The sequence below is a fragment of the Limnospira platensis NIES-39 genome (assembly GCF_026000695.1).
In the GTDB taxonomy this organism is placed as follows: Bacteria; Cyanobacteriota; Cyanobacteriia; order Cyanobacteriales; family Microcoleaceae; genus Limnospira; species Limnospira platensis.
In genome coordinates this window covers 3,902,783-3,926,111 of record NZ_AP026945.1, presented here as the reverse complement: position 1 = coordinate 3,926,111, position 23,329 = coordinate 3,902,783, and the positions used below count along the sequence as shown (strand labels likewise).

Below are 23,329 nucleotides of genomic sequence, written 5' to 3'. Positions count from 1 at the left end.
CGAACCCTACAATAGTCATATAGGTAAGCCGATCGCTTTGCCTCGTCGGCTAGGCAACTGGGGGAAATTCCCTACAGACACGAATTCATGAAAAAAAACCGCATTGGTAAAGCATCAATCATTCCTGATGCGATCGCCGACAAGATAATCAAACGCTGTAAATATCCCTGGCAGCAAACTTTACTTGCCATCTTGATGTACACCGGTGAACGAGTAGGAGCGGTGAGGTTACTACGAGTCCCTGATGTTTATGTTTCCCCAGCTTCCCACATTGCCTTACCAGAAATTACCTTTCGGTCTGAAACTAGGAAGCGATCGGGCGGGAAAGATGGGGGAGTCCGCCAAGTTCCCATCTCCCAAAAACTTAGAGAGATTCTTGGAACCTACCGCATCGGTGGCGGCGATTTTCTATTTCCCAGCCCATCTGATATATCCAAGCCCGTGACAGTTCAAGCGTTCGACTCTTTTCACCGGAAAGCGATCGCTCAACTGGGTTTACAAAATGAGGGTTACTCGCTTCACAGTTACCGCCGCACTTTCATTACCAAACTTTATAACAAGGGAGTCAATACCAGAACCATCATGGCTATCACAGGTCACAAATCTATGGCATCTTTGCAGCGCTACATTGATGCTGATCCTCAAAAAATCCGAGACGCGATCGATGAAATCTAAGGCAGTCGATGACTTAAGGTTGCCAGACATCAGAGGAAAGTGGGTGCTACTAGCCAAACACAGATCGAGAAGTAACTGCCCTAGATTCCGCCAATTTTAGCACTAAACCGGGCTGCTTGGTATTTTGTCTAAAACATCAAAGACTCTTACACACAGCCAACGGCGCTAACCATTTTACAGTAGCAAATAGCGCTGTTTAGGGTTGGAAAATGCTCATTAATTTTTCTGTAAAATCATAAAATTTTTCGGGGGAGTAAAGTCTCCCCCTGTGGAAAATTTAGGAGTTGCTATCTGGGGATTTCCAACCACCCGATTTAAGTGCGGGAAGTTTTTCTAGGATAGCTTCGAGAGACAAGCCGGACTCGATCCACTGTTCTACTTGGTTGGCGATCGCTTTAGCTTTTTCCGATAGATGGGGGCCGGCAAGGTAACAAACCTGCTTTTTTCCCCTATATAGGTAAGCATATTTATTCCCGTTGGTGTCTTGGGCGGTTGACTTAGCTTTCCAGCGAACAGTTAGGCGATCGCTCTGAAAAGTGTTCACCGGGGATAAATTTTCGTCACCCAGGGTGACGGCTATCCATCCCAAATACTTAACCTTACCTTTCTCGCGTAACCTTTCCAGAGACTTGACTACACGAGACACCGGGATATCAGTGGATTGAGCGAGTTGTTTGTGGTCTTGATTGGGACAGTCCCTAAGATGTTTCAAGACAGCCATATCATCCCAAAAAGGATCGAATGGTTCTACACTTTCAGAATCCGTCACCCAGGGTGACGGAATTGAGAGGGAAAGCTGCCCCGGTGACTTAGATTTTCCCTTCATCGGCCTGACCCCCTATCATCATCTTCCCCAGGTATCGTTCGACTATTTATAGCCAAAAGTATCGATTGTGAGTTTTTGGCTATGCTGCGAACCAAGAAAAGCCTCGCTAGAAAGGGACGGTTTTCATGAATTAGGGCGATCGCCACATCAAGATAACGGGCGACTTGGCGGAAAGCTGCATAATTCCTCCCGATAAGGTCTCGAAGTTCCAGCACTTAGGACTGAAGTTCCAGCACTTAGGACTGAAGTTCCAGCACTTCTGAAGGAACGCTTGGGATTGTGTCGGTCGGGTTATGAGCGATCGCGCGTAACGGCGCGTTTAAATTTTTAACTTTTGCGTCACCCAGGGTGACGGAATCGGTGACTTTATTAGCGATCGCCTTTTCACCGGTGACAGTTTGAAGGTTAGAAAAGTGTTGTGCCATAGTCCATTTGTTTCTTGAGGGTTTAGCAGCGTGCCAAAATAGAAAGCACCCTTCGTGGACACGAAGGGCGCTTAATTTATTTAGAAACCTGTTGGAGAATCTCCTGTCGGATGTTCTCCATTTGTTTTTTCATTTGAGATTGATAGTCTCGGTTGGCTTGCAGTCTTTGCTCTAATCGAGCCTCATGGCTTTTGACATACTCATGGAAACCAGCAAACAACTCCTCCAACAGGTCTAGAATTTTCCCGCCTGTTCCGGGGACACTTTCCCCGCTTGACTGGAAATTATCCCCCTGGCAATCTGTTCCACCAATTCGGACCGATTCAGATTTAGCTCCAGAGCCATCTGATCCAGTAGCCCGACGGCTGTTTCCGTTAACGTCATCGAGACTGACTTCTTGTTTTCCCCGTACAGCGTGCTGCGGGTCTTCCATTATTCGAGCGCGATAGGTAAAAAGCCGGATGTTGAGAGCGGGGAAGCTGGTAGATTGATGCGATCGCCTTGGGGTTGGTCAGGCGATCGCAAAAGCACACCCTATATATAGGTAAAAAGCCTATGGTCAAACCAAAAGCCGAGGCCGCCAATTTGCCTAGCGGGTTTCACCGCCTGGACAAAAAACATCAGCGGATTTTCCTGGTCACTTGTTTGGCGAGGATGAAAATTCTCTTTGCGCGTGGGTCGATTTGACACGAGAGGCAGTCTCTTTCTCGAACTGTTTAATTAAAGCCAAAATGGAAATTGATAACACCATTACTCACCTAAGAGTTATCGATTTTATCTCTAATGATGAACGATTCCAAGATGTGCATAATTATGCAATGCAGCTTGAAATGTATCACAATCAAATTTATGCAGACTTGGAATATACACTATCAGCTTTAGAAAATCTAGATTTCACCGCCTGATGAGTCCTAGCCGGTAAAGGACGAAACTTTCCCCTCACACCTGGGGGGAAGTCGCGGATAACCGGGTGATTCCCACCGCATTGATAACTAGCCCCCCCGAATTGAAATGGGAGGTTTCCCTCCCCAACCTGTTACTGGGGGCAGAAGTCAATAATTGCTTCTAGCCGGGTTCCAACCCCGGCTAGATTCTAGGGAGATTTGTTCCCCCAGATAGAATGGGCGAGAGCCGTAACAGCTTCGTGGGAACGATTAACCACAACACTAGAGGTTAAAAATGAATAGTTTAATTGTAGGCCTTGATGTTAGCTCATCGTGGTGCGATGCCGTGTGGCTAGAATTTATGCCAGCGGGTGCGTTGCGGGATTTCTACGAGTCTCCCGCATTTGCTGAGTGCCACCGAAAGCTAGAAGCAAATGCAAAGTCTATCCAGTTTCTTGTGTCTTTGGAGCCGTCTGTGGTGATATTAGAGCCGACCCGAACTTATAGCAGATTCTGGATTGACTGCTTACATCGGGAGGGAATCCCTGTGCTGAAAGTAGATCAGACGATGATTAAGGACACTCGGAAAAGCTATGGGGGAACGTCTAACAAGTCTGACCCCTACGATGCTTTGCTCATGGTTGCCACATACTTCCAGCATTACCAAATTGCCTACGATCGCAGGTATTGGGTAAGGGAGCGGCCGCCAGAAGTAGCGAAAATTGAACAATGCCTAAGAGATATTGGGTCATTCAACAAGCCCCGCACCCAAACGATAAACCAAGCCAAGTCTCGACTGGTCTATGAGTTTCCAGCCAAAGCAAAAGTTAGAGTTAAAAAAGAATCTGGGAAATTAGACCCGGACAAACTGCCGGCGTGGTGGGGTTGGGCTTGTGGCTGGACTTCCCAAGGTAGTTGGGAAATTCCCAAAGGGATTAAAACCAAGTTTGACAATGAATACGCGAAGGCGATCGCGGCGGGGGAAGGCACTGGCATCAGTGAAATAACTGCCCGACTAGCCCAACAGATTTGTATGTGGCATCAGTCAGAGGCAATGGTAGAGCAAGAGCTACTAAGCTATCTGAACCTACCAGAGTTTGATTGCTACCATCGGGTGTTTGACAAGTTTGGTTTTGGCTGCCGGGAACGAGGCTGGCTACTTACTCGGTGCGTTCCGTTTGATGAGATGTTTAAATGCCTTCCCAAGTCTAAGGCTATGAGACGATTTCGACAGCTTTGTGGTTTGGGGGCTACTCAAGTGCAATCTGGAAAGGCTGATACTCGTAGTAGTTTTACGGGAAGTAAAGAGACGCGATCGACCTTGCATCAGTTTGTTGTCCGGGCAGTCGAGAGGGGGACTCATCGCGAACAGAAACCGGGTGGGGGTGCGATCGCGACAACCCCCTACGATTGCCTACCAAAATCTCCAGAGGCTCATTCGCTTAGAGTTTATTGGGTAACTAGAGCATACCACAAAGGGAACAAAGTTTCTGGGGCGGCGCTCAAGGCTGCCAGGAATGCCACATCCAGAAAGCTGGCTGAGACTTACTTTGTTTAAGGCTCTCTGGGATATGCGGTAATAATCCCCATATAATGCTCATATCAAACTTGTACCCCGATCCAATTCCCTAGGTCGGGGTTTTTATTGGTGAAAGTTTGGGAATAAGATAGAAACTTGGTAGCCTCGTCTCTTTAGAGCGAGGCGGAAAAGTGACTCGGCGGATTTATCCGCATTCAATTAATGATGATGCGGATCTTCAATATATTTCTGGATAGTTGTCGCACTGACATTACCTGCGGTACTAAAAAAATAACTTTTACTCCATAAGCTAGGTAGTTTCAATAATTCAGGAAATTCTTTCCGAAGGAAATTAGAAGATCTCCCTTTGAAAAACCTAACAATTAAATGAATTGGGATTGTTGGGGGAAACTCAATAAAAAGATGGACGTGATCAGGTGCTATCTCACCAGCTCGAATATTCCAATTCTTTTCCGTTGCCAACTCCTGCCAGATTTGATAAAGCCTGTTCCGAATATCGCCTTTGAGAACAGGCTTCCTTCGTTTTGGGACAAAAACCAAATGGACAATAGCCAGCCCGATAGAGTGATTATAGTGTTGATACTCAAAACTTTTCTTTCTCATTGTCAATTTTATATTTAATGGCTATAATGTTGATCATATTACAGTAAACGACAAAAAGATGTATGGTTGTCAACAGGTTCTAATTCATACCAGTCGTGATATTGAGGCGATTATCGAGTATCTTTGTTCAGAATCTAACAAGATCTACAATTGCGCTCTTTATTACGCTAGGCAAATGCTTTTCAAAAAGCACGTTTTTGTTAATAGGGGAGCCGTTTGTTCTGAGATGTCTAAAAGTGCCAACCAGCATTTTAAGGCCATGTATGTTTCTTCTGCTCAACCAACTTGCAATTCAGTAGTAGAAGCCATGAGTTCTTATAAAGAACTTCTCAAATTGTGGCGAGGTGGAAAGTTAGAAGAAAAGCCCCGTCCTCCTAAATACAGGAAGCCCGGGCTATTTACAGTTTCCTATCCGGTTCGATGGTTGAAGTTAACCCCGGGGGGAATTAGAATTCCGCTAGGAAATCAGGTTAAAGCATGGTTTGGGATTGATTCATTTTTATTACCCATGCCATCTAACCTCAACTGGGATTCAATCAAAGAAGTTCGTATTCTTCCTCGGAATAAATGTTTTTATGCCGAGTTTATTTATCAAGTTCAGGCTGAAAATATTAAACTTGATAAAAACCAGGTGTTAGGAATAGATCATGGAATTGATAATTGGTTAACTTGTGTGAGTAACGTAGGAACCAGTTTCATTGTTGATGGCAAGCATTTGAAATCCTTTAACCAGTGGTACAACAAGCAAGTTGCTTATCATAAAAATGGTAAACCTCAAGGTTTTTGGAGTAATGCTTTATCCCACTGAAAAACGGAATCGTCAGGTTAGGGATGCTATCAATAAAGCTGCCATAGTAGTTATTAACCATTGCCTCAAAAACAGTATCGGTCGTCTTGTTTTTGGTTGGAATAAAGGACAAAAAAATGGTGCTACCCTTGGAAGTAAAGGGAATCATAACTTTATTCAGATTCCCACCGCACGATTGAAGTCTCGAATCCAAGAGCTTTGTTCTCATTATGGAATTGAGTTTATAGAAACCGAGGAATCTTATACCTCAAAAGCTAGTTTTCTTGAGCATGATTTTCTTCCTGAATTCGGTGAAAAACCCGACAATTGGAAGCCGTCAGGACAACGAGTAAAACGAGGTTTATACCGCACTGGTTATGGTCGAAAGAGAAGTCACCTTCTCCAACTCCACTTCCAAACCGTGCTTGATAGTTTCCCATCACACGGATCCTGATGTAGATACCCTATTGTCAGTAGGAACAGAGTAACAACTCTCTGCTTTATGACTTCAACTTTCAGAGCTATATGACTTGCGTAGTCTTTAAACTCGCCTTCGCCGTAGGACTCTTACTTACCGCAGTCTCTATATCCACACCGTGACTAGTGGGCATATCCCAACCATTACAGTTAGGCATTAGCTTTCAGTCACATCCTTTCCCCTCAAAGGCATACACTTACACTTTTCGCTACTCAACAAATATTGGTATACTTGCCGAGAGCCAATGAGGAGTTTAGAGGAGTTTAAACGTTCCGTTTATACGGGCATTCCATCTTTAGACTTGTCCTCTCCACCGGGGTACTTTTAAAGGTCTGTGTAGGTGTTGGTATGATTACCCTACTTTTCTCCTTACCCTTTTGGGCGCAGCGTGTAAACCTATTTCGCTGCTTATTGATACGATGGTTCAAGTCGGAACATTCAGATTTCCTTAGTCATGGATGGTTGGCAGTGGTCGGTCTGGTAGTAGGTTCTACTTCACGCCTTCCGTTCCCCGCTTCAATCCTGGGGTTGTGATTCCCAAAACTGGGGGTGGCTATCGCCGTTACTCTTTCCCATAATCGCCCCAAGTGGTTTTAGTACTCCTCCTAGGTATACCTGGACGGTGAATTGCGATTTCTTAAAATGGGATTGACCTTGAGTTCCCGTGCCTTACTTAGATTCATAACGTCTAAGCGTTGGGACATATAAACAGTTAAGGGGTGGTTGAGGCCCATCGAGGAGGTTATTTCATGCATTGCAGTCTTATTTGGTCTCCTCAACGTCTCGCACCATTCAATCAATATATCAATGCTGATTGTAATGCAGCAGCTAACATCATTCGTAAAGTATCGGCCACATTGGGATTAAATCTCAATGGAGTCAGTAGAGGCGCATTGACTACGCCATTAAGAGTTCGTATTTGGACTATTTAAGAATCCTCGTCGCTTTAGCGCGAGGAGTGTCAAAGGTCAATCCTTTTGTTTAAGGCTTTGTGCTACCTCTTGCAAAAGGGCGATCGCCTGTTGGAGTTTATCCAAAATTTCCGAATCTTTCGAGGTTTCCGTGTTCGGTGGTTTCGGTGTGTTCGGTGGTTTGGGCGGATCAATAACCGGAGCCTGACCGCCGCCTAATTGAGTAACATAACCCAATAAATCGCGATCGCGTCTTAGCCAACCCTCCAAAAATATCTGTTGGCTAGGGTTAGCCTGAACCCGTTGGTAGCGGTAGTCAATGCGAGCCTGACAGTATCTTTGGGCAGTTTCCAGGTTATTATTTTGTTCAAGCACCCCTTGGCTTTTCGGTCCAAAGCGACCATCTACAGTCAACCCTCCCAGAGTTTCTTGTAAAAACTCAATACTGGCGCGCACACTAAAATTAACCGCCGTATCAAACTGAACCACCGCCAAAGGTAACACCATCAAATCCGCCTTTGACGGTATCCAGTACATCGTATAATAGACCTCCTCCACCTCTGGCTGAGTAATTTGCCGAACCGATTTCGACCCCTGACCCTTATTTTTTAAATAGGTGTCGTAGGTCGCCTGGGTGATGCCATAATTAACCACACCTCCCAGGTCTTCCGGGTGTCCAACGCCGCCCTCCCATTTCAGGGTAAATTTAAGGGCAATTTGAAAATTATCATCAGATGCTGTCATAATTACTCACCCATGCGTGAAGTTTAACTGCGCTGAACTTCGGCAAAAATTTCCGCTAAGATTTCCTCAGCCCCCTGTTGTTTCAGTTGGTTAGCTAATTCAATCCCCAACTGTTCCGCGTCACTAGCCTGTCCGGTCACTGTATCTTTAATTAGGCGTTTTCCGTCCAAACTAGCCACCATTCCCGTTAAAGTTAGACGATCGCCTTCCACCATAGTATTAACACCAATAGGAACCTGACAACCCCCTTCTAATTCCCGCAAAAATGCCCGTTCACTGTGACACCTTTGGGCTGTCGCCGTATGTTCCAAGGCTTTCACCACCTCTAAAATTTCCGTATCTCCCTCTCGGCATTCAATACCCAGAGCCCCCTGTCCCACCGCGTGCAGAGATATTTCAGCCGGAATCACTTGATGAATGCGATCGGCCATTCCCAACCGTTTCAGTCCAGCCACTGCTAAAATTATCGCATCATACTGACCCTCATCCAATTTTTGCAGGCGCGTGTTCAGGTTCCCGCGAATATCCTTAAATTCCAAATGCGGGAAATTGTGGCGTAGTTGTGCCAGACGACGCAGGGAAGACGTACCGACCACCGCACCGGGTGGCAGAGTGTCTAGTTGTTTGTCGCGATGGTTTTCGTGGACTACCAAAGCATCTGCGGGGTCTTCCCGTTCAGTCACACAGCCCAGCATTAGACCTTCTGGGAGGTTTGTTGGTAAATCTTTGAGGGAATGCACCGCCATATCAGTATCATGGTTAAGCATCCCCACTTCTAGTTCCTTGGTGAACAGTCCCTTATCCCCAATTTTGGCTAGGGCTACATCTAGGATTTTATCCCCCTGGGTGGACATGGTATGAACTTCAAACTTGATATCAGGAAAGCGCTTTTGTAGTTCTTCCTGAACCCAGTAAGTTTGAACTAGGGCGAGTTGGCTTTTGCGTGAAGCAATGCGAATGGTACGGGTTTGGGCAGATACAGATGTTGTCATCGAAACTCCTTGACTCTGAAACCCCGTCCTGATTAGAACGGTTTAATGTTGAAATTGATGGTCCTCTCCACAGCGCCCTTTTGGGGGAATGTTAACTTAGCCAGTCTTGTCCCGGCTGGTTAGACTTAGTGGCTGACATCAATTGTGCGATCGCTCTCTAAAATAAATATTAGTTCGGTTAGTTGCACTCGATCTAGCCTACCCCATCGGGGACACAATCACAATGGTAATGGGACAATCATGGTTCCCCCTACCTAGAGGGCTGGGGGAGTCGGAGAGGGCGATAATATGAATCGCAGCCCTGCGCTAGTTCCGACCCCACGAGCCAGAAGATTAATCAACCCGCCCTTTCGCGAGAGATTATGATGCACCCAACCCGCTAAAATTGGGTTAATAACTATCACAAAAATAGATTTATGTCTTACTACATTTCACCTCGATTTCTTGATAAGGTTTCCGTCCATATTACCAAAAACTTTTTAGATATTCCCCGGATAAAAGTTCCCCTAATTTTAGGAATACACGGACGCAACGGAGAAGGCAAAACCTTCCAATGTGAACTTGTCTTTAAGACCATGGGAATTGAACCCGTGATGATTTCTGGGGGAGAATTAGAAAGTCCTGATGCCGGAGACCCCTCCCGACTGCTACGGCTACGGTATCGGGAAGCGGCCGAACAGGTGCGGGTAAAAGGTCAAATGTGCGCCATTTTTATTAATGATTTTGATGCCGGGGCTGGCAGGTTTGACTCAGGAACTAAATACACGGTTAACACTCAATTAGTTAATGCTACACTAATGAATATTGCCGATAATCCTACTAATGTGCAATTACCCGGAAGTTATGATGAAACCCCATTACATCGGATTCCGATTATTATAACGGGAAATGATTTCTCTACCCTCTACGCCCCTTTAATTCGCGATGGTCGGATGGATAAGTTTTATGGGGAATCTAGCCGGGAGGATCGCATTGCTATTGTGCGGGGAATTTTTGCTGATGATTCACTCTCGGATAGTCAGATTATCAAATTGGTTGATGAGTTTACCGGACAGGCGATTGATTTCTTTAGTGCTATGCGATCGCGTATTTATGACGAACAAATCCGCGAGTTTATCTATCATCAAGGCTTAGATAAAATCTCGCGCCGCCTAGTTGATAGTGTGGAAAAAACCCCCCGAACTTCCTCAGCCTGATTTTAGTCTTCAACACCTGATCGAGTCTGGGCGTGCTATGGTAAAAGAACAGCAGCAAATCCAGAAACTACGCTTGGTGGAAGAATATAACCAATTCCGCACGGTTAATTCTCAGCCAATTAACCGCCATCCTCAACCGATTAATCAACCACACCTTCCCTATAACCCGGTCATCCCTCCCCATGCTTTTGATGATTTAGGACTATCTAATTGGCAGGGAGATAGTAGCAGTTCAACTACTTTTATTGAGGGTAAAACTGTCAGCAGTAAACTGAGTTTAGATGTTTTGGAACAGGTGCAAAAAATCCGGTCAGGGGGTTATCAAATTGGTTTGGAATATGCTGATCAGCGTCACTTTAAGACGGGTTCCTGGAAAAGTTGTGCTATCATTGATGGCGGGTGCGAAACGTTCAGGCATGAAATAGGGTTGCAATACCCGAAATAACCGCCTGGTGGGGACTTTAGCCCCTCGGCTGAATATAAGGAACACATTCCTGACCATCCTCATAACTGTTTATATGTCCCAACGTTTGGTATAGAAATATACAAAACAAGGCAGGGAACTCAAGGTCAAAACGCAAAACCGGAAATCTTAACGATTCCTTAACAATTGCGTTAAGAGTAACGGCGATGTGCGAGACGTTTAGGAGTGAAATAGGGCTGCAATGCCTTAAATAACCTCCTAGTGGGACTTCCACCCCTTGGTGGAATATAAGGGATTCGCACCCCTGACCATCCCATAACTATCTATGTGTCTCAACATCTGGCTTCGACAACCAGATAAGGCAGAGAGACTCAAGGTCAAGACTGAGCGAAAAAAAGAGGGGAGTTGTGAACCCCTTGAGTATAACGTAAGGTTGAGAGTAACGGCGATAGCCACCCCCAGTTTTGGGAATCATAACCCCAGGATTGAAGCGGGGAACGGAAGGCGTGAAGTAGAACCTACTACCAGAGGCGACCACTGCCAACCATCCATGATTAGGGAAACCGAATGTCCGGCTTGAACCATCGTAATACTCTAGTAGCGAAATAGGTTGATACGCTGCGCTCAAAAGAGCACGGGGAAAAGAAGGGGTATATTACCACCACCTTCACAGACCTTTAAAGTACCCCGGTGGATAGGACGAATCTAAAGATGGAATGCCCGCATAGATGGAACGTTTAAACCCCTCATTGGCTCTCAAGTGGCAGGATGTACTTGTGGAGTAGCGAAAAGTGTAAGCGTATGCCTTTAAGGGAAAAGGATGTGACTGAAAGCTAATGCCTAACTGTAATGGTTAGGATATGCCCACTAGTCACGGTGTGGATATAGAGACCACAACAACTAAGAGTGTTATGACGAAAACGAGTTAATGACTACGTGTGTATATAGCTCCGAAAGTTGAGGTCATAAAGCAGGGGGTTGTAGCCCTGTTCCCACTGACAAAGGGGTATTCACATCAGGAGCCGTATGAGATGAAAGTCTCAAGTACGGTTTTGAAGTGGAGTCGGGGAAGGTGACTTCCCTTTCGACCATAACAGCCACCCCCAGTTTTGGAAATCATAACTCCAGGATAGAAGCGGGGAACGGAAGGCGTGAGGGAAACCTATTCCCAAAAATCCGACCACTGCCAACCATCCATGATTAGGGAAACCGAATGTCTGGCTTGAACCATCGTAAAGCACGAGCAGCGAAATAGGTTGACACGCTGCGCCCAAAAGGGCAAGGGGAAAAGTGGGGGATTCTGCATTCTACCCACACAGACCTTTAGAAGTACCCCGGTCGATAGGACAAATCTAACGATGGAATGCCCATATAATCGGAACGTTGGTGCGAGACGTTCAGGCATAAAATAAGGTTGAAATACCTGAAATAACCGCCTGGTGGGGACTTAAACCCCTTGGTTGAATATAAGGAGATCTCTCCTGACCATCCTCATAACTGTTTATATGTCCCAACGATTAGTATCCCACGATACAAATCAAGGCAGGGAACCCAAGGTCAAAACCAACTAACTCATACAAATTACTTATACAAATTCTACAAATAGATAAGTAGAAGTTAGAGAGTCAGGGTAACGGCGATAGCCACCCCCAGTTTTGGGAATCACAACCCCAGGATTGAAGCGGGGAACGGAAGGCTCCAAGGTGTAACCCAACACCAGAATCGAGACCACTGCCAACCATCCATGATTAGGGAAACCGAATGTCCGGCTTGAACCATCGTAATGATTGGGCAGCGAAACAGGTTGATACGCTGCGCTCAAAAGAGCAAGGGGAAAAGTAGGAACTTCAATGTCATAACTACACAGACCTTTAAAAGTACCCCGGTGGAAAGGACAAATCTAAAGATGGAATGCCCATATAAACGGAACGTTTTAACCCCTCTTGGGCTCTGATAATCTGGTCGAGAAAGTCAGTAGTGAAAGTGTAAGCGTAAGCCTATTAGGGGGTGAGATGTGACCAGAAGCCAACGCCAGACTGTAATGGTAGGGATATGCTAACGGGTCACGGTTTGATTGTAAAGAAATAGAGTCAAGTAGGTGTACAAATGGCGATAGCGAGTTTAAAGAAAGGATTTGGGAAATCAAAACCAATCAAGACTACGAACAACGCATGGAAGACCATCCCGTGGACTAAGGTTCAACGGAAAGTTTTCAAGCTCCAAAAGAGTATATTTCAAGCAGCTAAATCGGGACAGGACGCAAAGGTAAGAAGGTGGCAACGTCTATTGGTGAAATCATATTATGCCCGACTCTTAGCAGTGCGACTGTAGGGGCGGGTTCCACGGTCAGCCATGCTTCCCAACAGTCAGCTTAATAAACCCGCCCCCCCAAGCGGGTCAAGGCAAAAAGACGGTTGGAGTAGATGGTGTGATAGCAATATCCCCTAAACAAAGGCTAGAAATGACCGAGAAAATCAAAGGAAACCTCAAAGCAAAACCACTGCGAAGGGTGTGGATTCCAAAACCTGGTAGGGATGAAAAAAGCTGGAATAGGAATTCCCACAATCCAAGATAGAGCAAGGCAAGCCTTGGTTAAGTCGGCACTTGAGCCCGAATGGGAGTCAAGATTTGAGGGCACTAGCTATGGGTTCCGTCCCGGACGGTCAGCCCAGGACGCAATTGGTAGAATTTACACTGCCATAAATCAAGGACAATACTATGTACTTGATGCAGATATAGCGAAATGCTCTTACCGTGAACCATGATTATCTACTGTCCAAAATTCATTGTCCAAGCTGCCTAAAAAGAGACCTGAAACAATGGCTCAAAGCAGGCGTGCTAGATAACGGTGTATTTGAGGATACAGAAGCAGGGACACCCCAGGGAGGGGTAATAAGTCCAATACTCGCCAACATCGCACTGTTGGGAGTAGAAAGGCTAGTTAAAGGAATGTATCCAAATAAAGGCACAGCCACTCAGGTGAACCTTATAAGATATGCCGATGATTTTGTGGTCATCTCCAAAGACCTAGGAATCATTGAACAGTGCCAAACTGCTATCACCAAATGGTTAAAACCGGTAGGATTAGAGATTAAACCCGAAAAGACTCGAATTGGTCACACACTCAAACCTATTGAGTATAATGGCAAAACAGAAGAACCTGGGTTTGATTTTCTCGGATTCAATATCAGGCAATACCCAGTAGGAAAATACAAGTCTGGAAAAACAGGGGGATATAAGAGTCGATTAATCGGACATAAAACCCACATAAAACCCAGCCAAAAAGCAGTTGTTGCCCACACAGAAGTGATAAAAGGTGTAATTAAACGATATAAGACAGCACCTCAATCAGCCCTGATAAGTAGACTAAACCCAATTATAAGAGGATGGGCAAACTATTACTCAGCAGTAGTCTCAACAGAGACCTTCAATAAGCTAGATAATACAATCTGGCAAATGTTAAGGGCATGGACAATATCAAGATGCGGAAAGGCAAGTTACAAAAAGCTAAGTAATTATTTCAGACATGGAACAATTAAACTTAGCAATGGGAAAGAAAGACACGAAAATTGGCTATTCCAAACCAAAGATGGGATACATCTATTCAAACACATCTGGACCCCAATTGTCAGACACACCCTAATACGCCCCGACGCAACACTTTATGACGGAAATTGGACTTACTGGGCCACCAGGAAAGGACAAGCAATCGACACGCCAATTAGGGTAGCAAAACTACTCAAAAAACCAAAAGGTAGATGTACCTGGTGCGGGCAATTCTTTACCCCATCAGATTTAATTGAAGTAGACCACATTGTACCTAGAAGCCAAGGCGGAAAGGATGAATACAAGAATCTTCAATTATTACATCGCCATTGTCACGATGATAAAACAGCTCTTGATGAAAGAGATGTTGCTGTACTCTTAACAAAGAGACGGTCAAACTAGGAGCCGTATGAGGTGAAAGTCTCATGTACGGTTCTGCTGCTGAATGGGAGGGGTAGACCGTGAGGTTTATCTCGACCCCTAATTAACCCCTTTTGGGCTCTGACAATCTGGTCGAGAAAGTCAGTAGTGAAAGTGTAAGCGCAAGCCCACTAGGGGGTGAGATGTGACCAGAAGCCAACGCCCGACTGTAATGGTAGGGATATGCTAACGGGTCACGGTTTGATTGTAAAGAAATAGAGCCTAATAGCTGTACAGATGGCGATAGCGAGTTCAAAGAAAGGGCTTGGGAAACCAAAACTAATCAAGACTACGAACAACGCATGGAAGGCAATCCCATGGACTAAGGTTCAACGGAAAGTTTTTAAGCTCCAAAAGAGTATATTTCAAGCAGCTAAATCGGGACAGGACGCGAAGGCACGAAGGTGGCAACGTCTATTGGTGAAGTCATATTATGCCCGACTCTTAGCAGTGCGGCGAGTGACCCAAGATAATCAAGGCAAGAAAATGGCTGGAGTCGATCGAATGAGAGCAATCTCTTCAAGGCAAAGGTTTGAACTTGTTGAGAACATTAAGGGAAACCTCAAAGCAAAAGCACTTAGGAGAGTATGGATACCAAAACCTGGAAGGGATGAAAAAAGCTGGAATAGGCATTCCTACAATCCAAGATAGAGCAAGGCAAGCATTGGTGAAGTCGGCACTTGAACCCGAATGGGAATCAAGATTTGAAGGCACTAGCTATGGGTTCAGACCAGGCAGGTCAGCCCAAGATGCAATAGCCAGGATTTACCAGAGTATTAACAAAGGTGAATATTTCGTGCTAGATGCGGACATAGCGAAATGCTTTGACCGAATAAACCATGATTACCTACTGTCCAAAATTCATTGTCCAAGCAGCCTGAAAAGAGACTTGAAACAATGGCTCAAAGCAGGCGTGCTAGATAACGGTGTATTCGAGGATACAGAAGCAGGGACACCACAAGGAGGGGTAATAAGTCCATTACTAGCCAACATCGCACTGTTGGGAATGGAAAGGCTAGTTAAAGAAATGTATCCTAATAAAGGGACGACCACACAGGTTAACCTGATAAGATACGCTGATGATTTTGTGGTCATCTCAAAAGACCTAGGAATCATTGAACAGTGCAAAACTGCTATTTCTGAATGGTTAAAACCTGTATGATTAGAAATAAAACCTGAAAAGACTCGAATCTGCCACACGCTCAAATCTATTGAGTATGATGGTAAAACAGAGGAACCAGGGTTCGACTTTCTAGGATTCAATATCAGGCAACATCCGGTAGGAAAATATAAATCTGGGAAAACAGGCGGGGCAGCAAGCCGATTAATCTGACATCAAACCCACATCAAACCCAGCAACAAAGCAGTTAAAGCCCACATAGAAGTGATAAAAGGTGAAGTTAAAAAACACAAAACTGCACCTCAATCAGCCCTGATTAGCAAACTAAACCCAATCATTCGGGGATGGTCAAACTATTATTCAGCGGTAGTCTCAAAAGAGACCTTTGTTAAGCTAGACAACATAGTCTGGCTAATGTTACGGGCGTGGACAGTATCAAGATGCGGAAAGGCAAATCACGAAAAACTGAGCAAATACTTTAAACCGGGGACGGTGAAACTCAGTAATGGGAAAGAAAGACAAGAAACTTGGATGTTCCAAACCAAAGATAGGTTACATCTATATAAACACAACTGGACTCCGATTGTCAGACATACCCTAATACGCCCTGACGCAACACCATACGACGGAAATTGGATTTACTGGGCAACCAGGAAAGGACAAGCAATTGGAACGCCAATTAGGGTAACCAAACTACTCAAAAAGCAAAAAGGTAGATGTACATGGTGTGGACAGTATTTCGCACCATCAGATTTAGTAGAAGTAGACCACATTATACCTCGAAGTCTAGGCGGAAAGGATGAATACAAAAACCTTCAACTATTACATCGCCACACCCGCGATGATAAGACGGCACTTGACAATGCCAAAGCTGTGTCCCTAACAATGGAACAATCAGACTAGGAGCCGTGTGAGGTGAAAGTCTCAAGCACGGTTTTGAATGGGAGGGAATGGAGGCGACTCCATTCTCGACCCCTAATTATCCCAGAGGCGATCGCTTCTGTGGAAAATTGCCTAAGTCAACACCCAAAGGACTATGTGCGACTGTTAGGCATTGACCCCAAACAGCGGCGGCGTGTGGTGGAAACCATCATTCAGCGTCCCTAAAATCATAAAAGTAGGGGTGAAATGTCCGCCGGGACACACCCCTAATTAAAGCCTTAGAAGCCACAATAACAGCTACAACCCCTAGTTAGGGTAGGTTCAATTCAAGCATTTTCTGGGATGCGATCGCTATGGCATCTTCACGGGTGGATATTTGACCCTCAGCCTTAGCAATTTGTATCTCTTGGAGTAGATCCCCTAATAAGGGACTGGGAGAGAGTCCCAATTTTGCCATTAAGAGTTTCCCGCTAATGACGGGTTGGGGGTGAGCGATCGCATCATCGGGATTCAGATAATGGTTAATTAGGGTAGTAAACTCCTGTAGGGATGCTCCGGCGGCTATGGACAGGACTACTAAGGCGGGGAAAAATTCCCCCACATTAGCAAATAGAAAATATTGTTGGCGTATGGATAGATCGGCTATGGGGGTGGGTTGTAATTGCTGAAAGGTTCGCAGCAAAACCAGAACTCCCCGGATCTCAACTCGGCTATATTTGAGGGTAATTAACTCGGCTTCGGCTTGGCCTATATCCTCACTGGTCATAGTAGTATGTATAGCACCAGACAGGAAAGTTAGGACGTATAATGGATAGGACGAGATGACTAAGAAGACCAAAAATGCCAGCCCCCTATAGTTACGACCTCAGACAAAAAGTTATTGATGCAATTGAACTAGACGGTATGCCCAAAACAGAAGCCAGTCAAGTTTTCCATGTCAGCCGGAACACCATTAATCTCTGGCTGCCAAGAAAAGCACAGACCGGAGACTTCCTCCCTAAACCTAATCACCGACCTGGCAATAACCACAAAATTACCGACTGGCATAAATTCAAGGCTTTTGCCCAAGAGCATGGCCACAAAACCTCCGCTCAAATGGCTCAACTTTGGGATGACGACATCTCTCCTCGCACCATATCCAGAGCCTTGAAGAAAATTGGCTTCACCAGAAAAAAAACTTACGGCTACCAAGAACGTGATCAGCAACAGCGAGAGGAGTTTATTGCTCAGATTGAACATATGGAGCCGGAAGGGTTGGTTTACCTCGATGAAGCTGGCATGAATAGTCAAGACTCGGATTATCCTTATGGTTACTGCCAGGAAGGACAACGCTTCGATGCCCTCAAATCAGGGAAGAGGCAGGGCAGGGTGAGCTATATAGCCGCATGGTGTCATCAACAACTCTTAGCCCCCGATCGCTTTGAGGGTTGTTGTAATCGGACAGTGTTTGAGTTGTGGTTGGAGTTCATCTTAATTCCAACATTGAAGCCAGGTCAGACTCTAGTATTGGACAATGCAACGTTTCATAAAGGGGGGCGGCAGGCTGAACTGGTGGAGGCAGCTCAATGCCGTTTACTCTATCTTCCGCCTTATTCGCCAGACCTCAACAAGATAGAGAAATATTGGTCGTGGTTGAAAGCCCGTATTCGCCACTGCACGTGAGCAGTTTGATTCTCTCCATGATGCCATGGATTCCGTTCTCCAAGCTGCGTCCTAACCACCTTGACTAAGGCTATAGTAGTATGGTGCGAAACGTTTAGGAGATCAAATAGGGCTGCAATGCCTGAAATAACATCCTAGTGGGACTCCAACCCCTTGGTTGGATATAAGGAAGGTGCAAAGTTCCTGACCATCCCATAACTATCTATGTGTCTCGACATCTGGCTTCGACAACCAGATAAGGCAGAGAGACTCAAGGTCAAGACTGAGCGTTAGAAAGAAGGAGTTAGTGCGAAACGTTTAGGAGTGAAATAGGGCTTAGATGCCTGAAACAACCCCCTAGTGGGACTTCCACCCCTTGGTGGAATAAAAGGGATTCACATCCCTGACCATCCCATAACTATCTATGTGTTCCCAAATCTGGTCTCGGAGTCGTGACCCGACAACCAGATGAGGCAAAGAGACTCAAGGCCAAGACTAAGCGAAAGAAAGAGGGGAAGTCGTGACCCCCTTGAGTATAACGTAAGGTTGAGAGTAACGGCGGTAGCCACCCCCAATTTTAGGATTCACACCCCTAAGATTGAAGCGGGGAACGGAAGGCGTAATAGAGGAACCTACCTCTCACTCGACCACTGCCAACCATCCATGATTAGGGAAACCGAATGTCCGGCATGAACCATCGCAATCATTCGGCAGCGAAATAGGTTGACACGCTGCGCTTAAAAAGACAAGGGGAAAAGTGGGGGTATTGGCTCACCACCCAAAAGCAACGAAAGTTGTACACAGACCTTTAAAGTACCCCGGTGGATAGGACAAATCTAAAGATGGAACGCCCGCATAGATGGAACGTTTAAACCCCTAATTGGCTCTCAAGTGGCAGGATGTACCTGTGGAGTAGTAAAAAGTGTAAGCGTATGCCTTTAAGGGGAAGGGATGTGACTGAAAGCCAATGCCTAACTATAATGGTTAGGATATGCCCACTAGTCACGGTGTGGATATAGAGACCGCGATAAGTAGGAGTTTAATGGCGAAAGCGAGTTTAAAGACTAACGCAAGCATATAGCTTTGAAAGTTGAAGTCATAAAACAGGGGGTTGTAGCCCTGTTCCTACTGACAATAGGGTATCTACATCAGGAGCCGTATGAGGTGAAAGTCTCAAGTACGGTTTGGAATTGGAGTTGGGGAAGGTGACTTCCCTTTCGATCATAACTGACCCTTCGAGTATAACGTAAAGTTGAGAGTAACGGCAATAGCCACCCCCAATTTTGGGATTCACACCCCAGGGTTGAAGCGGGGAACGGAAGGCGTAATAGAGAAACCTATCTCTCATTCGACCACTGCCAACCATCCATGATTAGGGAAACCGAATGTCCGGCTTGAACCATCGTCAGCATTAGGTAGCGAAATAGGTTGAAACGCTGCGCTAAAACGAGCAAGGGGAAAAGTAGGGTATTCATACCATCACCTAGAACACTATGTTATGGTCGAAAGGGAAGTCGCCTTCCCCAACTCCAATTCCAAACCGTGCTTGATACTTTCACATCACACGGCTCCTGATGTGGACACCCTATTGTCAATAGGAACAGGGTTACAACCCCCTGCTTTGTGACTTCAACTTTGGGAGCTATATACAACACGTAGTCTCATGGATTTCTCCATTACTCTCGCTTTCGTCATAACACTCCTACTTATCGCAGTCTCTATATCCACACCGTGACTAGTGGGCATATCCCAACCATTACAGTTAGGCATTGGCTTTCAGTCACATCCTTTCCCCTTATAGGCATACGCTTACACTTTTCACTACTCAATAGACACAACACTACTGAGAGCCTAACAGGGGTTTAAACGTTCCGTTTATATGGGCATTCCATCTTTAGATTTGTTCTATCCACCGGGGTACTTAAAAAGGTCTGTGTAGGTAGTAAATACAAACTCCTACTTTTCCCCTTACCCTTTTGGGCGCAGCGTATCAAACCTATTTCGCTGCTTATTTATAACGATGGTTCAAGCCGAACATTCGGTTTCCCTAATCATGGATGGTTGGCAGTGGTCGCATCTGGTAGTAGGTTCTACTTCACGCCTTCCGTTCCCCGCTTCAATCCTGGGTTTGTGATTCCCAAAACTGGGGGTGGCTATCGCCTTTACTCTTTCCCATAATCGCCCCAAGTGGATTTTACTCCTCCTAAGTTCACCTGGACGGTAAATTTTGCGATTTCTTAAAATGGGATTGACCTTGAGTTTCCTGCCTTGCTCGTTTTAAGCCCGAGCGTTGGAACATATAAACAGTTAAGGGGTAACTGGGTTGAATCAGTTGATTCCCCTCTAGGAGGTTATTTCGAGCATTGCAGCCCTATTTCACTCCTAAACGTCTCGCACATATTTCGGTATATATAGCACAAGACAGTAAATACTAGACAGTAAATACAAAATAAATAGACAATATTTCCGGTTAGGAAGGTAGGGGTCGAGAGGGAAGTCGCCTTCCCCCACTCCCATTCAAAACCGTGCTTGATACTTTCGCATCACACGGCTCCTGATGTAGATACCCCTTGGCAACGGGAACAGGGTTACCAACCCCTGCTTTTGTACTTCAACTTTTGGAGCTAAATACAACATCGTAGTGTTTAAACTCGCTTTCGCCGTTAAACTCCTGTTGATTGCAGTAATTATATCTACACCGTGACTAGTGGGCATATCCTAACCATTACAATTAGGCCTTGGCTTTCAGTCACATCCCTTCCCCTTAAAGGCATACGATTACACTTTCACTACTCAACAAGATGTACTTGTCGAGAGCCTAAAAGGGGTTTAAACGTTCCGTTTATATGGGCATTCCATCTGTAGACTTGTCCTTTCCACCGGGGTACTTTTAAAGGTCTGTGTAAGTGTTTTTAGCAATACCTTACTTTTCCCCTTACTCTTTTGAGTGCAGCGTATCAACCTATTTCGCTACTTACTATTGACGATGGTTCAAGCCGGAACATTCAGATTTCCTTAGTCATGGATGGTTGGCAGTGGTCACATCTGGTAGTAGGTTCTACTTCACGCCTTCCGTTCTCCGCTTCAATCCTGGGGTTATGATTCCCAAAACTGGGGGTGGCTATCGCCGTTACTCTCAACGCCCTGATTTCTCAGTTTGTTTATGACCTTGAGTCCCCTGCCTTGCTTAGATTTCTCCAAGCGTCGGGACATATAAACAGTTATGGGATGGTCAGGAATGTGAATCCCTTATATTCCACCAAGGGGTGAAAGTCCCATTAGGAAGTTATTTCAGGCATTGCAGCCTTATTTGATTCCTAAACGTCTCGCACACTATTTACTGTCTAGTAAATACTAGACAGTAAACGGGTTTATATGAATGCCTACCCTATCATGTCCAGATATTAACCAGAACTACTTTACCCCTAACAGATAGCTTTACCTACAACCTACGACTAAGATTTTTGGGTAAGGCGATTATGTTGGTAGTGACTGTTGGACGTGATGATTACCATCAAAGATTGGAGACTTGCTGAGAATTATGTGGGTATCGATTCCCATCCCGGTAATTGTCACCAGTTGAAAAGTTGTTTAGGGGTATCGGGTTGGAGCCGGATGATAGCCCATACTTTCCCCTCACCGGAGATTATGAATTGAACCCATAGATAACCGGATAGGCGATCGCCACCATACTTTCCTATGTTGATACTGAAAGGCGGTCTGATATCTTTGTACGTTGATTCCCTAGCGGGTTACCCCCCACCTACGGCTATCGTGTTGGCTTGGAATCATACCCTCCCCCCATAACCGGAACAAGCACTATTGGGGAAGTGACCGATGTGATAGCAGTCAATGGTGACGTTAGGAACCGATAGGCTTGCCATTGACGGGTATCACAAGGGAACTACCCTATCACTTGTCGGGTTTAGGGGGGTGATATGGGTATTTGACAGATTGATTAAGTTGTGCTTATTGACTGAGTAATCATCCTATTGACAGAATGATTTTCCGGTGCTAGGACTAGATTGTGGGTATTGCACAGTGAGGAATGATGAAGAGAACGGAGGAAGTTGTCCATGCTTCAAATAATAGATAAGTAAGCGAATTGATTTGTACAACATCTCAGTGGACTTGGAATAACACAAAGTTTTGCGATGTAGCCTGGCTAAATAGTGCCTCAGACGGCAGTTTTCTCCTTCTACTCTTGTCATAGCCGTTTTGCTGACTAGATGATTGCAATCCTCAATTAAGCAAGGATAAACTTTGTATCCGTCCGTAATATATAGAAAACAAGCCCAGCCCTGAATCATTTGCCATAATGTGGTAAAAGGTGCGAGACGTTCAGGCATCAAATAGGGCTGCAATGCCCGAAATAACTGCCTGGTGAGGATTTATACCCCTTGGTTGAATATAAGGAGATCTCTCCTGACCATCCTCATAACTGTTTATATGTCCCGACGTTTGGAAAAATCCAAACAAGGCAGGGAACTCAAGGTCATGAACCAACTGAGAAATCAGGGAGTAAAGAGTAACGGCGACAGCCACCCCCAGTTTTGGGAATCATAACCCCAGGACTGAAGCGGGGAACGGAAGGGGTGAAGTAGAACCTACTACCAGATGCGACCACTGCCAACCATCCATGATTAGGGAAACCGAATGTCCGGCTTGAACCATCGTCATTATTGAGCAGCGAAACAGGTTGATACGCTGCGCTCAAAAGAGTAAGGGGAAAAGTAGGGTAATCTTTTCATCACCTACACAGACCTTTAAAAGTACCCCGGTGGAAAGGACAAATCTCAAGATGGAATGCCCATATAAATGGAACGTTTTAAGTCCTCCTAGACTCTGATTATTTGGTCGAAATATCAGTAGGGATAAGTGTAACCGCAAGTCTCGGAGGATGTGAGATGTGACCAAAAGCCAACACCCTGCTGTAATAGTAGGGATATGCTAACAGGTCACGGTTTGATTGTAAGGAATAGAGTTTAGTAGGTGTACAAATGGCGATAGCGAGTTTAAAGAAAGGGTTGGGAAAACCAAAACCAATCAAGACTACGAACAACGCATGGAAGACAATCCCATGGACTAAGGTTCAACGGAAAGTATTCAAGCTCCAAAAGAGTATATTTCAAGCAGCTAAATCGGGACAAGACGCTAAGGGACGAAGATGGCAACGTCTATTGGTGAAGTCATATTATGCCCGGCTCCTAGCAGTGCGACTGTAGGGGCGGGTTC

25 protein-coding genes and 4 pseudogenes are annotated in these 23,329 nt (G+C 45.3%); 18 read left to right on the top strand and 11 right to left on the bottom strand.

The window, feature by feature from the left end; genetic code table 11:
* The first annotated feature begins 87 nt into the window (after window positions 1–87).
* A complete protein-coding gene (locus N39L_RS19250; protein ID WP_014275188.1) occupies window positions 88–675 on the top strand; it encodes a tyrosine-type recombinase/integrase in 588 nt (195 codons plus the stop codon).
* 277 nt (window positions 676–952) lie between these two features.
* Here N39L_RS19250 and N39L_RS19245 read toward each other — a convergent pair whose 3' ends face one another.
* From N39L_RS19245 to N39L_RS19230, 4 genes are all read right to left on the bottom strand, one after another.
* Window positions 953–1,444, bottom strand: coding sequence for a winged helix-turn-helix domain-containing protein (locus N39L_RS19245; protein WP_231851948.1), 492 nt, complete (start codon window positions 1,442–1,444; stop codon window positions 953–955).
* 53 nt (window positions 1,445–1,497) lie between these two features.
* Window positions 1,498–1,716: a hypothetical protein gene (locus tag N39L_RS19240; RefSeq protein ID WP_014275993.1), complete on the bottom strand. Its 219-nt coding sequence runs from the start codon at window positions 1,714–1,716 to the stop codon at window positions 1,498–1,500.
* Between the two features lie 21 nt (window positions 1,717–1,737).
* Window positions 1,738–1,926: a hypothetical protein gene (locus N39L_RS19235; protein WP_434221603.1), complete on the bottom strand. Its 189-nt coding sequence runs from the start codon at window positions 1,924–1,926 to the stop codon at window positions 1,738–1,740.
* Between the two features lie 76 nt (window positions 1,927–2,002).
* Window positions 2,003–2,359: a hypothetical protein gene (locus tag N39L_RS19230; protein WP_014274396.1), complete on the bottom strand. Its 357-nt coding sequence runs from the start codon at window positions 2,357–2,359 to the stop codon at window positions 2,003–2,005.
* A gap of 250 nt (window positions 2,360–2,609) precedes the next feature.
* On the opposite strand from N39L_RS19230, the gene N39L_RS19225 reads away from it, so the two are divergent.
* Both N39L_RS19225 and N39L_RS19220 read left to right on the top strand, forming a co-directional pair.
* Window positions 2,610–2,831, top strand: coding sequence for a hypothetical protein (locus N39L_RS19225; protein WP_126277461.1), 222 nt, complete (start codon window positions 2,610–2,612; stop codon window positions 2,829–2,831).
* 274 nt (window positions 2,832–3,105) lie between these two features.
* On the top strand, window positions 3,106–4,368 hold the full coding sequence (locus N39L_RS19220) for an IS110 family transposase (protein WP_434221602.1): 1,263 nt from the start codon (window positions 3,106–3,108) through the stop codon (window positions 4,366–4,368).
* Window positions 4,369–4,548: 180 nt separating this feature from the next.
* Here N39L_RS19220 and tnpA read toward each other — a convergent pair whose 3' ends face one another.
* Complete coding sequence (tnpA, locus tag N39L_RS19215; RefSeq protein WP_006616017.1) at window positions 4,549–4,953, bottom strand: IS200/IS605 family transposase; 405 nt, start codon at window positions 4,951–4,953, stop codon at window positions 4,549–4,551.
* A 226-nt stretch (window positions 4,954–5,179) separates the two neighbouring features.
* Between tnpA and N39L_RS19210 the strand changes: the two genes are divergently transcribed.
* The 3 genes from N39L_RS19210 to N39L_RS19200 all read left to right on the top strand — a co-directional run bounded on the left by N39L_RS19210 (window position 5,180) and on the right by N39L_RS19200 (window position 7,150).
* Window positions 5,180–5,761, top strand: a complete 582-nt coding sequence (locus tag N39L_RS19210; RefSeq protein WP_006616016.1) for a transposase — start codon at window positions 5,180–5,182, stop codon at window positions 5,759–5,761.
* A complete protein-coding gene (locus N39L_RS19205) occupies window positions 5,745–6,194 on the top strand; it encodes an IS200/IS605 family accessory protein TnpB-related protein (RefSeq protein ID WP_062945842.1) in 450 nt (149 codons plus the stop codon). Before N39L_RS19210 ends, N39L_RS19205 begins: the two co-directional genes overlap by 17 nt.
* A 773-nt stretch (window positions 6,195–6,967) precedes the next feature.
* Window positions 6,968–7,150 (top strand): hypothetical protein, encoded by a 183-nt coding sequence (locus N39L_RS19200; protein ID WP_199325058.1) that lies wholly within the window; start codon window positions 6,968–6,970, stop codon window positions 7,148–7,150.
* 36 nt (window positions 7,151–7,186) lie between these two features.
* Here the strand turns inward: N39L_RS19200 and N39L_RS19195 are convergent, their stop codons facing one another.
* Entirely contained in the window at window positions 7,187–7,873 is a 687-nt protein-coding gene (locus N39L_RS19195) for a glycoside hydrolase family 108 protein (RefSeq protein ID WP_062945841.1), read from the bottom strand.
* Window positions 7,874–7,896: 23 nt separating this feature from the next.
* Window positions 7,897–8,865, bottom strand: coding sequence for a hydroxymethylbilane synthase (gene hemC, locus N39L_RS19190; RefSeq protein WP_006616200.1), 969 nt, complete (start codon window positions 8,863–8,865; stop codon window positions 7,897–7,899).
* 416 nt (window positions 8,866–9,281) lie between these two features.
* Here hemC and N39L_RS19185 point away from each other — a divergent pair.
* From N39L_RS19185 to N39L_RS19145, 10 genes and pseudogenes are all read left to right on the top strand, one after another.
* Window positions 9,282–10,461 (top strand): annotated as a pseudogene (locus N39L_RS19185) (AAA family ATPase); the annotation flags it as partial.
* A gap of 349 nt (window positions 10,462–10,810) precedes the next feature.
* A complete protein-coding gene (locus tag N39L_RS19180) occupies window positions 10,811–11,065 on the top strand; it encodes a hypothetical protein (protein ID WP_035735762.1) in 255 nt (84 codons plus the stop codon).
* A gap of 1,526 nt (window positions 11,066–12,591) precedes the next feature.
* On the top strand, window positions 12,592–12,816 hold the full coding sequence (locus N39L_RS19175) for a reverse transcriptase N-terminal domain-containing protein (protein ID WP_014274427.1): 225 nt from the start codon (window positions 12,592–12,594) through the stop codon (window positions 12,814–12,816).
* Window positions 12,817–12,837: 21 nt separating this feature from the next.
* Window positions 12,838–13,060 (top strand): annotated as a pseudogene (locus N39L_RS19170) (HNH endonuclease).
* Entirely contained in the window at window positions 13,020–13,250 is a 231-nt protein-coding gene (locus tag N39L_RS19165) for a reverse transcriptase domain-containing protein (protein WP_014275007.1), read from the top strand. Before N39L_RS19170 ends, N39L_RS19165 begins: the two are co-directional and overlap by 41 nt.
* Window positions 13,240–14,433 (top strand): group II intron reverse transcriptase, encoded by a 1,194-nt coding sequence (locus tag N39L_RS19160; protein ID WP_014275006.1) that lies wholly within the window; start codon window positions 13,240–13,242, stop codon window positions 14,431–14,433. The genes N39L_RS19165 and N39L_RS19160 overlap by 11 nt, the downstream gene beginning before the upstream one ends.
* Window positions 14,434–14,688: 255 nt before the next feature.
* Complete coding sequence (locus N39L_RS19155; RefSeq protein ID WP_062945840.1) at window positions 14,689–15,102, top strand: reverse transcriptase N-terminal domain-containing protein; 414 nt, start codon at window positions 14,689–14,691, stop codon at window positions 15,100–15,102.
* Window positions 15,062–15,613 carry a reverse transcriptase/maturase family protein gene (locus tag N39L_RS33360; protein WP_491625041.1) on the top strand — a complete coding sequence of 184 codons (552 nt, stop codon included), beginning with the start codon at window positions 15,062–15,064 and terminating at the stop codon, window positions 15,611–15,613. Before N39L_RS19155 ends, N39L_RS33360 begins: the two co-directional genes overlap by 41 nt.
* Window positions 15,614–15,835: 222 nt before the next feature.
* Complete coding sequence (locus N39L_RS33355) at window positions 15,836–16,474, top strand: group II intron maturase-specific domain-containing protein (RefSeq protein WP_491625040.1); 639 nt, start codon at window positions 15,836–15,838, stop codon at window positions 16,472–16,474.
* Window positions 16,475–16,552: 78 nt separating this feature from the next.
* Window positions 16,553–16,678 (top strand): annotated as a pseudogene (locus N39L_RS19145) (RuBisCO small subunit-like domain-containing protein); the annotation flags it as partial.
* A gap of 85 nt (window positions 16,679–16,763) precedes the next feature.
* On the opposite strand, the gene N39L_RS19140 reads toward N39L_RS19145, so the two are convergent.
* On the bottom strand, window positions 16,764–17,219 hold the full coding sequence (locus tag N39L_RS19140) for an HD domain-containing protein (protein WP_071941193.1): 456 nt from the start codon (window positions 17,217–17,219) through the stop codon (window positions 16,764–16,766).
* Between the two features lie 74 nt (window positions 17,220–17,293).
* On the opposite strand from N39L_RS19140, the gene N39L_RS19135 reads away from it, so the two are divergent.
* Window positions 17,294–18,170 (top strand): IS630 family transposase gene (locus N39L_RS19135; RefSeq protein WP_434221601.1). Its coding sequence is split into 2 segments (ribosomal slippage): window positions 17,294–18,106 and window positions 18,108–18,170, totalling 876 coding nucleotides; the frame shifts between segments, so codons are not numbered across the junction.
* Between the two features lie 1,261 nt (window positions 18,171–19,431).
* Here the strand turns inward: N39L_RS19135 and N39L_RS19130 are convergent.
* The 3 genes and pseudogenes from N39L_RS19130 to N39L_RS19120 form a co-directional block, all read right to left on the bottom strand.
* On the bottom strand, window positions 19,432–19,569 hold the full coding sequence (locus N39L_RS19130; RefSeq protein ID WP_193408623.1) for a hypothetical protein: 138 nt from the start codon (window positions 19,567–19,569) through the stop codon (window positions 19,432–19,434).
* Window positions 19,570–20,119: 550 nt separating this feature from the next.
* Window positions 20,120–20,281: a hypothetical protein gene (locus N39L_RS19125; protein WP_202070192.1), complete on the bottom strand. Its 162-nt coding sequence runs from the start codon at window positions 20,279–20,281 to the stop codon at window positions 20,120–20,122.
* A 1,802-nt stretch (window positions 20,282–22,083) separates the two neighbouring features.
* Window positions 22,084–22,431: pseudogene (locus N39L_RS19120) on the bottom strand (IS1 family transposase); the annotation flags it as partial.
* 663 nt (window positions 22,432–23,094) lie between these two features.
* Here N39L_RS19120 and N39L_RS19115 point away from each other — a divergent pair.
* Complete coding sequence (locus N39L_RS19115; RefSeq protein WP_014275810.1) at window positions 23,095–23,319, top strand: reverse transcriptase N-terminal domain-containing protein; 225 nt, start codon at window positions 23,095–23,097, stop codon at window positions 23,317–23,319.
* The last annotated feature ends 10 nt before the right edge of the window (window positions 23,320–23,329 follow it).

Coding starts and splice junctions, on each gene's coding strand:
- N39L_RS19180 (WP_035735762.1), top strand. CDS start 10,811: ATGTGTCTCAACATCTGGCTTCGACAACCAGATAAGGCAGAGAGACTC.
- N39L_RS19140 (WP_071941193.1), bottom strand. CDS start 17,219: ATGACCAGTGAGGATATAGGCCAAGCCGAAGCCGAGTTAATTACCCTC.
- N39L_RS19230 (WP_014274396.1), bottom strand. CDS start 2,359: ATGGAAGACCCGCAGCACGCTGTACGGGGAAAACAAGAAGTCAGTCTC.
- N39L_RS19200 (WP_199325058.1), top strand. CDS start 6,968: ATGCATTGCAGTCTTATTTGGTCTCCTCAACGTCTCGCACCATTCAAT.
- N39L_RS19155 (WP_062945840.1), top strand. CDS start 14,689: ATGGCGATAGCGAGTTCAAAGAAAGGGCTTGGGAAACCAAAACTAATC.
- N39L_RS19115 (WP_014275810.1), top strand. CDS start 23,095: ATGGCGATAGCGAGTTTAAAGAAAGGGTTGGGAAAACCAAAACCAATC.
- N39L_RS19165 (WP_014275007.1), top strand. CDS start 13,020: ATGAAAAAAGCTGGAATAGGAATTCCCACAATCCAAGATAGAGCAAGG.
- N39L_RS19250 (WP_014275188.1), top strand. CDS start 88: ATGAAAAAAAACCGCATTGGTAAAGCATCAATCATTCCTGATGCGATC.
- N39L_RS19130 (WP_193408623.1), bottom strand. CDS start 19,569: ATGAATACCCTACTTTTCCCCTTGCTCGTTTTAGCGCAGCGTTTCAAC.
- N39L_RS19195 (WP_062945841.1), bottom strand. CDS start 7,873: ATGACAGCATCTGATGATAATTTTCAAATTGCCCTTAAATTTACCCTG.
- N39L_RS19220 (WP_434221602.1), top strand. CDS start 3,106: ATGAATAGTTTAATTGTAGGCCTTGATGTTAGCTCATCGTGGTGCGAT.
- N39L_RS33360 (WP_491625041.1), top strand. CDS start 15,062: ATGAAAAAAGCTGGAATAGGCATTCCTACAATCCAAGATAGAGCAAGG.
- N39L_RS19235 (WP_434221603.1), bottom strand. CDS start 1,926: ATGGCACAACACTTTTCTAACCTTCAAACTGTCACCGGTGAAAAGGCG.
- N39L_RS19205 (WP_062945842.1), top strand. CDS start 5,745: ATGCTTTATCCCACTGAAAAACGGAATCGTCAGGTTAGGGATGCTATC.
- N39L_RS19210 (WP_006616016.1), top strand. CDS start 5,180: ATGTCTAAAAGTGCCAACCAGCATTTTAAGGCCATGTATGTTTCTTCT.
- N39L_RS19175 (WP_014274427.1), top strand. CDS start 12,592: ATGGCGATAGCGAGTTTAAAGAAAGGATTTGGGAAATCAAAACCAATC.
- hemC (WP_006616200.1), bottom strand. CDS start 8,865: ATGACAACATCTGTATCTGCCCAAACCCGTACCATTCGCATTGCTTCA.
- tnpA (WP_006616017.1), bottom strand. CDS start 4,953: ATGAGAAAGAAAAGTTTTGAGTATCAACACTATAATCACTCTATCGGG.